This is a genomic window from Hymenobacter daecheongensis DSM 21074, assembly GCF_900141805.1.
GTDB classification, from domain to species: Bacteria; Bacteroidota; Bacteroidia; order Cytophagales; family Hymenobacteraceae; genus Hymenobacter; species Hymenobacter daecheongensis.
Genome location: NZ_FQYN01000004.1, coordinates 25,954 through 39,652, shown reverse-complemented (window position 1 = coordinate 39,652; position 13,699 = coordinate 25,954). Strand labels below are relative to the sequence as shown.

The window sequence follows — 13,699 nt, the reverse complement described above, 5'->3', positions numbered from 1 at the left end:
TTGACTGACTCCGCTTTGACCAACGCCGCTTCCCCTACGCATCCTCTTTCCGCCCTGCTGGCCGATGTGGCCGTGCGCCGGCAGCACGGCGCCACCAACCCGATTATCCAGGCCCTCACGCTGGATTCGCGGCAGGCTGGCCCCGGCACGGTGTTTTTTGCCCTGCGCGGCGCCCAGACGGACGGCCACCAGTTCATCGGCAAAGCCGTGGCGCTGGGCGCGGCGGCCGTGGTGTGCGAGGAAATGCCGGCCGAACAGCAGGCCGACACCTTATATATAGAGGTGGCCGACAGCGCTACGGCTATGGCCCGCATGGCGGCCACGTTCTACGGGCACCCGTCGCGGCAGCTCAAGCTGGTCGGCATCACGGGCACCAATGGCAAAACCACCTGCGCCACGCTGCTGCACAAGCTGTTTCGGGAGCTGGGCTACCATGTGGGGTTGCTGAGCACGGTGCAGAACCAGATTGATGAGGAAGTTATTCCGGCCACCCACACCACACCCGACGCCATCCGGCTGAACGAGCTGCTGGCCCGGATGGTGCGGGCCGGCTGCACCCACACCTTTATGGAGGTCAGCTCGCACGCCGTGGTGCAGCACCGCGTGACGGGGCTGCGCTTCGCGGGTGGGATTTTTACCAACCTGAGCCACGACCACCTCGACTACCACGGCACCTTCGACAACTACCTGAGGGCCAAAAAGGGCTTTTTCGACGCGCTGGATAAGAACGCCTTTGCCCTCACCAACGCCGACGACAAGCGCGGTCCGGTGATGCTGCAGAACACAGCCGCCGCCCGCGAAACCTACTCCCTGCGCGGCCCCGCCACCTTCCGCGCCCGCCTGATCGAAAACGCCGTGCATGGCCTGCACCTCGATGTGGATGGCCGCGACGCGCAGTTTCGCCTCATTGGGGTGTTCAATGCTTACAACCTGCTGGCCGTGTATGGCGCGGCAGTGCTGCTGGGCGAAGATGCTACCGAGGTGCTCACCGTGCTTTCGGGCCTCACTTCAGCCCCAGGCCGCTTCGAGCCGCTGCTGGCCCCCAAGTCGCGCATCACCGGTATCGTGGACTATGCCCACACGCCCGACGCGCTGGAAAACGTGCTTTCGACCATCGCCGACATTCGCCAGCCCAGCCAGCAGGTCATTACCGTGGTGGGCTGCGGCGGCAACCGCGACGCGGCCAAGCGCCCCGTGATGGCCAATCTGGCCTGTCAGGGCTCCGCCCGCGTGGTGCTGACTTCGGACAATCCGCGCTTCGAAGACCCTAATGAGATTCTGCGGCAGATGCAGGCCGGCGTGCAAGCGCCGGACCTGGGCAAGGTGCTCACCATTCCGGACCGCCGCGAGGCCATCAAAACCGCCGTAGCCCTGGCCCAGCCCGGCGATATTGTGCTGGTAGCCGGCAAGGGCCATGAAACGTACCAGGAAATTCAGGGTGTGCGCGCCGAGTTTGACGACCGGAAAGTATTGGCAGAAATGTTTGATCTATTGGGAAAATGAAATGGAAACGTCATTCCGAGCGCAGCCGAGGAATCTTGCGTGCTGACGGCTGAGTAGTAATTCAACGAAGCGGGCGAGATTCCTCGGCTGCGCTCGGAATGACGTTCTAGTGTCCTACGCCAAAATCCGCACAAACGCAACGCTTGCCGAAACCTGAAAAACCCGAACCTTTGCAGCTTGCCGAAATTCTGACCGCTCGCCGCTGAACCCCGCGCCAATGCTTTATTACCTCTTCGACTACCTCGACAAACACTACCACCTGCCCGGCGCGGGCGTGTTCCAGTTTATCTCGTTCCGAGCCGCCATGGCGGTTATCACCTCGCTCATCATCGCGCAGCTGTTTGGTGCGCGGCTCATTCGGCTGCTGCAGAAAAAGCAGGTGGGCGAAAGTATCCGCGACCTGGGTTTGCAGGGCCAGATGGAGAAAAAAGGTACGCCGACTATGGGCGGGCTGATTATTCTGCTGGCCATTCTGGTGCCCGTGCTGCTGTTTGCCAAGCTCCACAACATCTACATCGTGCTCATGCTGCTGAGCACGGTCTGGCTGGGGCTGATTGGCTTTATTGACGACTACATCAAGGTTTTTCAGAAGAACAAGGAGGGCCTGAGCGGACGCTTCAAGGTGCTGGGCCAGATTGGGTTGGGCATCACCGTGGGCTGGGTGCTGTTTTTCTCCGACGACGTGACCGTGCGCCAGTACCTGCTGCCCAACGGCGAAACCTCGGCCGTAGATGCCAGCAGCGTGTATCAGGACGTGAAGCTGATGATTACGACCATTCCCTTCGCCAAAAACAACGAGCTGAACTACGGCAACCTGTTCAGCTACGCCGGCCCGTTTTTCAACGGCCTGTACAGCTTCCTCTACATTCCCATCGTCATCGTCATCATCACGGCCGTCAGCAACGGGGCCAACATCACCGATGGCCTCGACGGGCTGGCGGCCGGCACCTCGGCCATCATCGGCATCACGCTGGCTATTTTCTGCTTCGTAAGCGGCAACGCTTTCCTGGCCGATTACCTCGACATCATGTTCATTCCGAACTCCGGCGAGCTGGTGATTTTCTGCACCGCCTTCGTGGGGGCCTGCGTGGGCTTTCTGTGGTATAATTCGTATCCGGCCCAGGTATTCATGGGCGACACGGGCTCCCTGGCCATCGGCGGCATCATTGCCGTGCTGGCCCTCATCGTGCGCAAAGAGCTGCTGATTCCGGTGCTCTGCGGCGTGTTTCTGATTGAGAACCTTTCGGTGATGGTGCAAGTGGGCTACTTTAAATACACCCGCAAAAAGTACGGCGAAGGCCGCCGGCTGCTGCGCATGTCGCCGCTGCACCACCACTACCAGAAGCTGGGCTACCACGAATCCAAAATCGTGTCGCGGTTCTGGATTGTGGGCATTATGCTGGCGATATTGACTTTGGTTACTTTGAAATTGCGCTAATGAAATTTCACGCAGTGTCTCGCAGTGGCCGGCGCAGTGTCTCGCAGTGAACGACCACCCCGAAACACTGCGCCGACCACTGCGAGACACTGCGTGAAAATTAAGCTGAACAACTATGAAAATCGTCATTCTCGGAGCAGCGGAAAGTGGGGTAGGGGCGGCGTTGCTGGCCCAGGCCAAAGGCCATGAAGTATTCGTGTCCGACAAAAGCCCGATTCAGCCTATCTATAAGGAGAAGCTCGCGCAGGCCGGCATCCGTTTCGAGGAAAACCAGCACACGCTGGACGAGATTCTGACCGCCGATGAGGTCGTCAAGAGCCCCGGCATTCCGGAAAAGGCCCCCGTCATTCAGGCACTGCGCGAGAAGAAGATTCCGGTGGTTTCGGAAATTGAGTTTGCCGGCCGCTACACCAAGGCCCGCAGCATCTGCATCACGGGCACCAACGGCAAAACCACCACCACGCTGCTCACCTACCACTTGCTTAAGGCAGCGGGCTACAGCGTGGGCCTGGCCGGCAATGTGGGTTTCAGCTTCGCCGAGCAGATAATTGAGGATAAGTTCGACTACTACGTCATCGAGCTGAGCAGCTTCCAGCTCGACGATACGTACTCGTTTCAGCCCTGGGTGGCGGTGCTGCTCAACATCACTCCCGACCACCTCGACCGCTACGACTACTCGCTGGAGAAATACGCCCAAGCTAAGTTGCGCATCACCCGCAGCCTCGACAGCAGCGACTGGTTCGTTTACAATGCCGACGACGAGGTGATTCAGCGCGAGTTTCAGGCCGTATTCTGCGAGGCCAACCAGCTGCCCTTCAGCCTGCACCACCGCCCCGACTACCACTTGGCCGCCTACTACACCGCCGAAGACCGGGTGTGCACCAATCTGGCGCCGGGCCTAGACGAGGGCGGCAACGAAATCAGCGTGGCCAGCTCGTCGCTCATCGGGCAGCACAACCGCCAGAATACGATGGCCGCCGTGCTCTGCGCCCGCGTGGCCGGCTTGTCGGAGGAGCAGATTGAGGCCGGGCTGGGCACGTTCCGCAACGCCGACCACCGCCTGCAGCTGGTGGGCGAGCTGAACGGCGTGCGCTTCATCAACGACAGCAAGGCCACCAACGTGGAAGCCGCCTGGTACGCCCTCGACGGCATCAAGCAGCCCATCATCTGGATTGCCGGCGGCACCGACAAGGGCAACGACTACACCTCCCTGATTCCGCTGGCCCGCCACCGCGCCAAGGCCCTCATCTGCCTTGGCGTAGACAACGAGAAGCTGAAAACGACTTTTGGCGGCGTGGTGCCGCATCTGGAAGAAGCCCAGAGCATGACCGAGGCTGTGCGCCGCGCCGCCGCCCTGGCCCAGCCCGGCGACGTGGTGCTGCTCTCCCCGGCCTGCGCCAGCTTCGACCTGTTCAAAAACTACGAAGACCGCGGCCGGCAGTTCGTGGCCGCAGTAGGTGATTTAGTGAGTTAGTGACTTAGCGAGTTGGATGTTCGGCTTGCGCCATTTGCACCAAATACGCTACATGCGCCAACTGCGCAAACCGAATATCCAACTCGCTAAGTTACTAACTCACTAAATCACCATCTCCCTACCACTATGGAAATCATCAAAAACTGGCTGCAGCGCAATCTGAAGGGTGACCCGATTCTGTGGGCCATTGTGATTCTGTTTTCGCTCATCAGCATTGCCGTGGTGTATTCGGCCACCGGCACGCTGGCGTATAAGAAAATGAGCGGCAACACCGAGTATTTTCTCTTCAAGCACACCAGCCTGATTGTGGTGGGGCTGGCCTTTATGTGGCTGGCGCACCGCATTGATTACCGCTACTATTCGCGCCTGTCGTTGTATGCGCTGCTGCTGTCGGTGCCGCTGCTGCTGTTCACGTTCTTTCTGGGCGGCACCACGCTGAACGAAGCTTCGCGCTGGCTCACCATCCCGGTCATCAACCAGACCTTCCAGCCCTCCGATCTGGCCAAGCTGGCCCTCATTGCCCACGTGGCCTCCATGCTGAGCCGCCGCCAGCAAAACGTGCAGGACTTTCGCACCACGCTGCTGCCCGTAATGCTGTGGGTGGGTTTGATCTGCGGCATCATCATTATGAGTAATGCCTCCACGGCCCTGCTGCTGTTCGGCACCTGCCTGCTGCTGATGTTCATTGGCCGGGTGCCGCTGAAGCAGATGGCGGTGATGGTGGCCATTGGGGCCGTGGTGGGCGGCATCGGCCTTTCCACCGGCCAACGCCTCAAAACGGTACAGTCGCGCCTGGAGAGCTTCACCGATAAGAGCAAGCCCGTGCCGTTTCAGCTGGAACACAGCTACATAGCCATTGCCACCGGCGGCATCACCGGCAAAGGCCCCGGCCAGAGTACCGAACGCAACATCTTGCCTCACCCGTATTCCGACTTCATCTACGCCGTCATCATCGAGGAATATGGTCTGATGGGCGGCGTAGTGGTGCTGTTTCTGTACCTGGCATTTCTGTATCGGGGGCTGAAGACGGTGATGAATAGCTACGGAGCCTTCGGCGGCCTGCTGTCGGCGGGGCTCAGCTTTAGTCTGGTGCTGCAGGCTATGGTAAATATGGGCGTAGCCGTGGGCCTGGGCCCCATCACGGGCCTGCCGCTGCCGCTGCTGAGCATGGGCGGCACCTCCCTGATTTTCACCGGCATCAGCATCGGCATTATCCTGAGCGTGAGCCGCGGCGAACGGGAAGTGCGCCCCATGACCGGCGAACCCGCCGAAACCATGCGTATTCCCAAGAAAACCGCATACGCGTAGGCTGCGCCAATTCTGAATTATGAATGTTGAATTCTGAATTGATTCTCCCGTTCGTCATTCCTTTAAGCAGTCGTTTCCAGCCTTCAGCATCCAACCCTCAAAATTCAAGATCCAGTATTCATGGCCAATTCAGAATTCAGCATTCATAATTCAGAATTGGCGCAGCCGCAGCCGCGGCCTTACCGCATCATCATCAGCGGTGGGGGCACGGGGGGGCACATCTTTCCTGCGGTAGCCATTGCCAACGAGTTGCGCCGCCGCCAGCCCGACGCTGAAATCCTGTTTGTGGGCGCCAACGGCCGCATGGAAATGACCCGCGTGCCCGAGGCCGGCTACCGCATTGTGGGGCTCGATATTGCCGGGCTGCAGCGTCGCCTCACGCCCCAGAACCTGCTGTTTCCGATGAAGGTATTTCGCTCGGTGCGCAAGGCGGGCAAGCTGCTGGAAGAGTTTCGGCCCGATGCCGTGGTGGGCGTGGGCGGCTACGCCTCCGCGCCGGTGCTGCTGGCCGCCACCTCGCGCAATATTCCCTGCCTGATTCAGGAGCAGAACTCCTACGCCGGCTTGGTCAATAAGCTGCTTAGCCGCCGCGTCGACCGCATCTGCGTGGCCTACGAGGGCATGAGTAAGTTTTTTCCCGCCGATAAGCTGGTCGTGACCGGCAACCCCGTGCGCACCGAAATTGCCAGCGGCAGCCGCGCCGAGGCCCTGCAGTTTTTCGGCCTGAACCCCGCCAAAAAGGTGCTGCTCGTGATAGGCGGCAGCTTGGGGGCCCGCACCCTGAACGAGGCTACCGCCGCCGCGCTGCCCCTGCTGCGGGCGGCCGGGGTGCAGTTGCTCTGGCAAACCGGCAAGCTCTACTATTCGCAGGCTGCCCAGCAAGCTGCGCCCTTCCGCGCCGACAACCTGCAAGCCCTGGAGTTTGTGCAGCGCATGGATCTGGCCTACGCCGCCGCCGATGTGGTGGTGTCGCGGGCCGGGGCGCTGTCGGTGTCGGAGCTGTGCCTCACGGGCAAGCCCAGCATCTTGGTGCCCTCGCCTAATGTGGCCGAAGACCATCAGACCAAGAATGCGCAGGCGCTGGTGAATAACGATGCCGCCCTGTTGATTTCGGACGCCGAGGCTCCCGCCCGGCTCTACGACGAAGCCCTGCGCCTGCTCGCCGACGAGGCCCGCCAGCAGCAGCTGCGGGAGCATATTCGCACGCTCGCCCACCCCAATGCCACCACGACCATCGTAGACGAGTTGCTCAAACTCATTAAATAGTCTCAGTCTTCAACGCCCCGTAACTGCCCGCCGCCGGTCCATTTTTTAATTTTTCATTCTCAATTCTTAATTGAAAAAGATCGTCTATTTCCTCGGTATCGGCGGCATTGGTATGTCGGCGCTGGCCCGCTGGTTTCAGGCCAACGGCCACAGCGTGAGCGGCTACGACAAAACCGCCACGCCCCTGACCCAGGCGCTGGAAGCCGAAGGCATCCGGGTGCACTACGACGATGCGGTGGCCAGCATTCCGGCCGAAGTGCGCGCGCACAAAGACCAGACGCTGGTCGTGCTCACGCCCGCCATTCCGCCGGACCATCAGGAATGGGCCTGGCTGCGCGGGCAGGGCTACGACATTCGCAAGCGCAGCCAAGTGCTGGGCGTGCTGACGGCGGGCCGACGCACGCTTGCCGTGGCCGGCACCCACGGCAAAACCACCACCAGCAGCATGGTGGCCCACCTGCTGCACCACGCCGGTGTGCCCTGCGCCGCGTTTCTGGGCGGCATCAGCGTCAATCTGGGCTCCAACTTACTCCTGCCGGAGTCAATCAAGAACGGGCTGACGGACTCTGAAATCCAGTCACTAACAACCGAAGATATTCCGGTAGTAGTGGAGGCCGATGAATACGACCGGTCTTTCCTCACGCTGTACCCCGACATTGCCATCGTGACCAGCACCGATGCCGACCACCTCGATATTTATGGGGACAAGGAGTCGTTGGTGGAATCGTTCCGGCAGTTTGTGGGCCAGATCAAGCCCGGCGGCACGCTCATTCTCAACCATACCGCCGACCAGAGCGTGGCTGCGGCCGTGCCGGCCGGCGTGCGCGTCATCCGCTACGGCCTCTCGCCCGAGCAGGGCCCCGAGCTGTATGCCGACCAAATCAGCGCCCACGGCCACCAGTTCCGCTTTCATCTGCACGGGCCCCAGGGCACGGTAGCGGGGCTGGAGCTGGCCGTGCCGGGCTTTCACAACGTGGAAAACATGCTGGCCGCCTGCTGTGTAGCGCAGCTGGAAGGCGTGGGCGAAGAGGCCCTGAAAGCCGCCGTGGCGGCCTACCGGGGCGTAAAGCGGCGGTTTGAGTTTGTGCTGACGGCCGGGGAGAAGGTGTACGTAGACGATTATGCTCACCATCCACGTGAAATTGAAGCCTTCCTGCGTTCCATGCGGGCGCTGTATCCGGGCAAGCGGCTGCGGGTGGTGTTTCAGCCCCATCTTTTTTCCCGCACCCGCGACTTTGCCGAAGGCTTTGCCCAGAGCCTGAGTCTGGCCGATGAGGTGGTACTGCTTGATATCTATCCGGCGCGGGAGCTGCCCATGCCGGGCGTGACGTCCGAAATGATTTTGTCGCGGATTACGGCCCCGAAAAAGTCGTTGCAGACCAAAGCCCAGGTATTGGCTGCGGCCGAAACCGACCTGGATTTCGATGTGCTGGCCACCGTGGGGGCCGGCGACATCGACCAGCTGGTGCCGCGTTTAAAGAATATTCTAGATATTCGTTGGAATGGAGTTGAAGCGTAAAGTAAACAACCTGATTTTTGCCACCGGCTGTCTGGTGCTGCTGTCGGCGCTGGCCGTGTTTGCCGGCGTGCGCCAGGCCAGCCGCCCCGTGGGCAGCGTCATCGTCGACATTAGCAACGAGTTCAACAACTTCTTCATCAGTGAGCGGGAAGTGACGCAGCTGCTTACCCGCAACGGCAGCCAGCGCCTGGAAGGCGCGCACCCCGACGACCTGAACCTGAAGGCCCTGGAGGCCCGTCTCAAAGCCCACAGCTTCGTAAAAGAAGCCCAGGTGTACCGCGACTTGGCCGGGAATCTGCACGCCGACGTGCGCCAGAACCGCCCCATCGCCCGCCTCACCCACCCCGATACCCGCCTCGACTGCTACTTGGATGCCGAGGGCAAAAAGTTGCCGCTCTCACCGTTGTTCACGGCCCGCGTGGTGCCGGTTTCGCGCCTGAGCGGCCAGCCGCTGCCAGCCCAGTTCTTCCAGGATTCTACGGGCCGCCGCTACCTCGAAATGTTGCGTTACATTGATGAGCACCCGTTCTGGCGGGCCCAGGTAGCGGAGGTATTTGTGGGGCCGAATGGCAAAGTTTCCTTCACCCAGCAGGTAGGAGACCAACGAATAGAATTTGGACTTCCGGAGAACATTTCAGAAAAATTTGCGAAACTAATGGTATTTTACCGTCAAATACCACCTGCGCTGGGTTGGGACACGTATCACCGCGTCAATGTTGAGTTTAAGGATCAGATTATCTGTGAATAGCCCAACCCTTGTTTAAACGCTTAAAAACAGCGTTTTTTGCCTTTACATCACCTTGCTCCAACCGCATCCTCGCCCTTCCTTTCCCATGCAAAACGATAAGATTGTAGTCGGCCTCGACATTGGTACCACCAAAATTTGCGTGCTGGTTGGGCGCAAAAATGAATTTGGCAAGCTCGAAATTCTGGGCTTAGGCAAAGCCGTGTCGGAAGGCGTGGTGCGCGGTATCGTGTCGAACATCGACAAAACCGTGGATGCCATCAAGAAGGCCATCCGCATGGCCGAGGAGCAGTCCGGCATCAACATCGGCGTGGTGAACGTGGGCATTGCCGGGCAGCACATTAAGAGCCTGCAGCACAACGGCAGCATCACCCGCAACTCGGCCGAAACGGAAATCACCGTCGACGACGTGAATCGCCTTACCAACGATATGTACCGGCTGGTAACTCCGCCCGGCTCCGAAATCATCCACGTAATGCCCCAGGACTACAAGGTGGATTACGAGGAAGGTATCTTGGACCCCGTGGGAATGTCGGGCGTGCGCCTGGAGGGCAACTTCCACATCATCACGGCTCAGAGCACGGCCATCAACAACATCAACAAGTGCGTCACGAAGGCGGGCCTGGAAATCGATAACCTGATTCTGGAGCCGCTGGCGTCGAGCATGTCGGTGCTGAGCGAAGAGGAGAAGGAAGCCGGCGTGGCCCTCATCGACATCGGCGGCGGCACCACCGACCTAGCCATCTTCAAGGACGGCATCATCCGGCACGCGGCCGTGCTGCCCTTCGGCGGCAATATCGTCACGTCCGACATCAAGCAGGGCTGCCTAGTGATGCAGAACCAGGCCGAGCAGCTGAAAGTGAAGTTCGGCAAAGCCATTTCCGAGGAAGCCTCCGACTACGAAATCGTGAGCATCCCCGGCCTGCGCGACCGGGCCCCGAAGGAGATTTCGCTCAAAAACTTGGCCCACATCATTGAGGCCCGGATGGAGGAAATCATCGAGCTGGTGTATGCCGAAATCCAGCGCACCGGCCACGCCGACAAGCTGGCCGCCGGCATCGTGCTGACGGGTGGCGGCTCGCAACTGCAGAATCTGGTGCAGCTCACGGAGTACGTTACGGGCCTCGATACCCGCATCGGCTACCCCAACGAGCACCTCGGCAAGAGCCGCATCGAGGCCGTGAAGTCGCCGATGTACGCTACCACTGTGGGTCTCGTGCTGGCCGGCTACCGCTCCATCGATGAGCGCATCAACCGGCCGTACGAGGAGGAAGAGGAAACCGCGAAGCCCGTGGCCGCCTACTACCAGGCTCCCGCGCACGTGCCAGCCGCCAAAGCTGAAGCGCCCAAGAGCGCGGAGCCCAAAAAGCCCTCCGCCACCAGCGACTTTTTCCGCAACATCATCAGCCGCACGAAAGGGCTGCTGATTGATGATTTCGACGATAAGCAGTACTAAATGGTAATGTTGAGTTTTAAATGTTGGATGTTGAATTGACGCAACGCAAACCAGCTTTCCAATCCTCATTTAACATTCAACCTTCAACATTTAACATTTCTGAAATGAATTATAAGTTTGATATTCCGGCCCAGTCCAACTCCATCATCAAGGTGATTGGGGTAGGCGGCGGGGGCTCCAATGCCGTGAACCACATGTTCAGTCAGGGCATTAAGGACGTGGAATTCGTCATTTGCAACACCGATAAGCAGGCCCTGCACAGCAGCACCGTGCCCAACAAGCTGCAGATCGGCGTGGACCTGACCGAGGGCCTCGGAGCCGGCGCGAACCCCGAGCGGGGCAAGCAGGCCGCCATCGAGAGCCGCGAGCAGATCCGCGAGCTGCTCAGCAACGGCACCAAGATGGTGTTCATCACGGCCGGTATGGGCGGCGGCACGGGCACGGGCGCAGCCCCGGTCATTGCCAAAGTGGCCAAGGAATTGGGCATTCTCACCGTGGGCATTGTCACGGCACCGTTCCTGTTTGAGGGCAAAAAGAAGCGCCAGCAGGCCGAGCAGGGCATCAAGGAGCTGAGCGAGAACTGCGACACGGTCCTGGTGATTCTCAACGATAAGCTGCGCGAAATTTTCGGCAATCTGCCCATTCGCGCGGCCTTTGCCAAGGCCGACAACGTGCTGAGCACGGCCGCCAAATCTATTGCCGAAATCATTACTGTAACGAGTGAAGTCAACGTGGACTTTGAAGACGTGAAAACGGTGATGAAGGACTCGGGTGCGGCCGTGATGGGCAGCAGCATTACCGAAGGCGAAAACCGCGCCCGCCGCTCAGCGGAAGAAGCGTTGTCGTCGCCGCTGCTGAACAACACCGACATTCACGGAGCGCAGAAAATCCTGCTCTCCATTATGTCGGGCGACCAGGCCGAGCTGGAAATGGACGAGCTGACCGAGATTACGGAGTATATCCAGAACAAGGCCGGCCAGGACGCGGAGGTTATCTTCGGCCACGGCATCGACTCGACGCTGGGCCAGAGCATCCGCGTAACGGTTATTGCCACCGGCTTCGCCCGCGACGCGCACAACATCAGCACGGCGTATGGGGTGGAGAAATCAGAGCCCGAGCCGGTGATGCCCGATCCGCAGATCAACATCTTCGACAAAGAGCGGCAGGATTCAGCCCCTTCGTTTGTGCCCACTTTCGGCACTCCCGTACCCGCCGCGCCCGAGCCGCCGAAGGTTACCTACGGTCTCGATGATCCGGCATACGTAGCGCCCGCGCTGCCCGTGACGGCCCCGATGGCCGCCGCGCCCGAGCCGGTGATGGTGCAGCAGGCCCAGCCCGCCGCCCCCATTGCCCCGCGCCCCACGCTGGATGCCCGGGCCGAGGAGCGCCGCCGCCGCCTGGAGTCGCTGAGCAACGGCCTGACCAACGATGCCATCAAGGACCAGCTGGAAACGCCCGCCTATCTGCGCCGGCAGGTGAAGCTGGAAAACGTGGTGCCTTCCAGCGAGCGGAACATCTCGCGCTTCAACCTCTCCGACGATAACGAGCTGCTGGGCGACAACCGCTTCCTGCACGATAACGTGGACTAATCCGTCATTCAGCCCCCAAAGAAAAAGCCGCTCAGATACTCTGAGCGGCTTTTTCTTTGGGGTATATTTTCAACTAGGCTGAAGATGAGGCTTGATTACTGCTGAGGTATGGCAACTGAATCACTGGCTTCGGCCCGGTGCCGGGGGGCGGCTTGTTCCCGGTCGGGACTGAGCGCGCGGGGCGAGGAGGCCGTGGTGCAAGCGGTAGCTGCCAGTAGTAGAAGCCAGGAAAGCAGGTATTTCATACGGGTTGAGCGGAATGTAGGGATGCTGGGGTGAAGGCGGGCCGTTGGCGCAGGAAGTTGTTGAGCGGCTGCTCTACCAGATAGTGGAGGGCAATGGCTAGCAGATTCAGAAGCAAAAATACCACTAGGAAGCTCAGCAAATCATTGTCAAGTACAACGAGGCGGCGCATAAACTGCTGGATTGGACCTAGATGGATCAGATAGAAAACATAAGAGCTTCTGCCCAGCACCTGCACAATACGGTGGGAAAGCAGCTGCCGTAACTAGGTGGGCTCCGTGAGCAGTCCGGCGAAGAGCAGCACAATGGCACCGGGCAGGGCTACATTGTTCAGGGCCACGCCAAACGGGTGTTCCTGACCATATTCATATACACCTCGCGTCCAGACCATACCTATGATAACAGCCGCAATCAGCAGAATACCAATGCTGGTGAGCAGGCCGGGCACAGTATAGCGCCGCAGCCGCCCCTCACGATACCACAAGGCCAGCTGCAGACCCGCGAAAAACTCGAAGCAGCGCCCAAAAAAGGTGAACAGCAGCATGAATTTGAAATTGGCAAACAGGCCGTATAGCGTCAGTGGTCCAAAAACCAGCACCAGCCCGCAGCCTACTGCCAGCAACACGAAAGGCATGACCCAGAGCCGCATCTGCCGACGAGCCAGAAGCCAGAAAGCTGCCGGAGCCGCCAGATAGAAGCATTCCTCCACCGTGAGCGTCCAGCCCTGGGCGATGCCCGAATAAGCGATGCTTTCGAAGAAACCGCGCAGAAAAAGAACATTTGCCAGCCAGATTCCTGCATTGAACGTGCCTTCAATCTGGTATTGCCAGGCAAAGTAGAGGCACGTCAGCAGGAAATACATGGGATAGATGCGGGCTAGCCGGTTGCGCAGGTAGCTGCGCCACCAACGGCCGGTCCACTCAGTGCTGTGGGCGTAGCGCAGCGTAATCAGAAAGCCGCTTAGCACGAAAAAGATAGGCACGCCTACATGGAATTCCAGCAGCAGACTATGTAGGTGCCGGGTGACGCCGTCTTTATGAAACGGATTGAAGTGATGCAGAAAAACTAGGTAAGCCGCCACGGCGCGTATGCCGGTCAGGGCGGGTAGATAGGCAGCGGCTGCGGTGGTCGAGGCAGGGAGTGGCCGCATAGAATAAG

11 protein-coding genes are annotated in these 13,699 nt (G+C 59.9%); 9 read left to right on the top strand and 2 right to left on the bottom strand.

The annotated features are described in order from the left end of the window. From BUB62_RS08345 to ftsZ, 9 genes are all read left to right on the top strand, one after another. A complete protein-coding gene (locus BUB62_RS08345) occupies window positions 1-1,503 on the top strand; it encodes a UDP-N-acetylmuramoyl-L-alanyl-D-glutamate--2,6-diaminopimelate ligase (protein ID WP_394333419.1) in 1,503 nt (500 codons plus the stop codon). Window positions 1,504-1,720: 217 nt separating this feature from the next. Beyond that, window positions 1,721-2,941, top strand: coding sequence for a phospho-N-acetylmuramoyl-pentapeptide-transferase (mraY, locus tag BUB62_RS08340; RefSeq protein WP_073108670.1), 1,221 nt, complete (start codon window positions 1,721-1,723; stop codon window positions 2,939-2,941). Window positions 2,942-3,056: 115 nt separating this feature from the next. After that, entirely contained in the window at window positions 3,057-4,415 is a 1,359-nt protein-coding gene (gene murD / locus BUB62_RS08335) for a UDP-N-acetylmuramoyl-L-alanine--D-glutamate ligase (protein WP_073108668.1), read from the top strand. Window positions 4,416-4,541: 126 nt separating this feature from the next. Then, complete coding sequence (locus tag BUB62_RS08330; RefSeq protein WP_200799908.1) at window positions 4,542-5,723, top strand: FtsW/RodA/SpoVE family cell cycle protein; 1,182 nt, start codon at window positions 4,542-4,544, stop codon at window positions 5,721-5,723. A gap of 120 nt (window positions 5,724-5,843) precedes the next feature. Further along, the gene (gene murG / locus BUB62_RS08325; RefSeq protein WP_073108667.1) at window positions 5,844-6,989 is read left to right on the top strand and encodes an undecaprenyldiphospho-muramoylpentapeptide beta-N-acetylglucosaminyltransferase; all 1,146 of its coding nucleotides are present in this window, start codon (window positions 5,844-5,846) and stop codon (window positions 6,987-6,989) included. 70 nt (window positions 6,990-7,059) lie between these two features. Next, window positions 7,060-8,508, top strand: coding sequence for a UDP-N-acetylmuramate--L-alanine ligase (gene murC / locus BUB62_RS08320; protein WP_073108664.1), 1,449 nt, complete (start codon window positions 7,060-7,062; stop codon window positions 8,506-8,508). Further along, complete coding sequence (locus BUB62_RS08315; protein WP_073108662.1) at window positions 8,492-9,256, top strand: cell division protein FtsQ/DivIB; 765 nt, start codon at window positions 8,492-8,494, stop codon at window positions 9,254-9,256. Before murC ends, BUB62_RS08315 begins: the two co-directional genes overlap by 17 nt. A gap of 85 nt (window positions 9,257-9,341) precedes the next feature. Then, on the top strand, window positions 9,342-10,709 hold the full coding sequence (gene ftsA / locus BUB62_RS08310; protein ID WP_073108660.1) for a cell division protein FtsA: 1,368 nt from the start codon (window positions 9,342-9,344) through the stop codon (window positions 10,707-10,709). Between the two features lie 104 nt (window positions 10,710-10,813). Next, complete coding sequence (ftsZ, locus tag BUB62_RS08305; protein ID WP_073108657.1) at window positions 10,814-12,298, top strand: cell division protein FtsZ; 1,485 nt, start codon at window positions 10,814-10,816, stop codon at window positions 12,296-12,298. 241 nt (window positions 12,299-12,539) lie between these two features. On the opposite strand, the gene BUB62_RS19285 is transcribed toward ftsZ, so the two are convergent. Both BUB62_RS19285 and BUB62_RS08300 read right to left on the bottom strand, forming a co-directional pair. Then, entirely contained in the window at window positions 12,540-12,713 is a 174-nt protein-coding gene (locus BUB62_RS19285) for a hypothetical protein (protein ID WP_159437425.1), read from the bottom strand. Between the two features lie 93 nt (window positions 12,714-12,806). Then, the gene (locus tag BUB62_RS08300; RefSeq protein WP_073108655.1) at window positions 12,807-13,691 is read right to left on the bottom strand and encodes an acyltransferase family protein; all 885 of its coding nucleotides are present in this window, start codon (window positions 13,689-13,691) and stop codon (window positions 12,807-12,809) included. Window positions 13,692-13,699 lie beyond the last annotated feature (8 nt).